The sequence below is a fragment of the Variovorax sp. 01N429 genome (assembly GCF_056399425.1).
The window spans coordinates 1-511 of sequence record NZ_JBFTRG010000085.1 but is presented as its reverse complement, the minus strand read 5'-3'; the positions used below and the strand labels follow the sequence as shown (position 1 = coordinate 511).

The 511-nt window shown below is 77.1% G+C and carries 1 protein-coding gene; it reads left to right on the top strand.

Annotated features, from left to right (window positions below; all coding sequences use genetic code 11):
* On the top strand, positions 1-325 hold a 325-nt coding region (locus AC1DSF_RS30700), incomplete at its 5' end, for a TIM barrel protein (RefSeq protein ID WP_478184088.1).
* Positions 326-511: the final 186 nt, after the last annotated feature.

Here is a 511-nt window from a genome sequence, read left to right as displayed (position 1 = left end):
CCTCTACCGGTCCGGCGGCAGCGCCGCCGACCTCACCGCGGACGCCGCCCGGCACATCGTCGGCATCCAGATCAGCGACGCCCCGGCGCCCGCCCGGTCCGACGCGGACGCCGCGGCGATGATGGACGAGACGATGAACCGCCGCCTGCCGCCCGGCGAAGGCGACGCCGACGTCGCCGAAGTGCTGCGGGCCCTGCGCGCCGCGGGCGTCGACGCGCCCGTCGGCGTCGAGGTGTTCTCCGCCGAACTCCGCGATGCCGGAACGGCCGAGGCCGCCCGCCGCTGCGCGGAGGCGACCCGGACCGTGCTGGCCGCGGCGCGCTGACCCGCCCTCCGGGGCTCTGCCAGTGCTGTGCGGTGGCAGAGCGGGTGATCTTTGGGGCTTCGCACAGTCGGCCGCCGTGCGGCTCAGTGGAACAGCATCGGCGCGTCCGGGCGCGGTGCGGCCTGCGGGCCGGCGGTGAGTCCGCCGTCGACGGGGAAGTCGGCACCCGTGACGTAGGACGCGCCG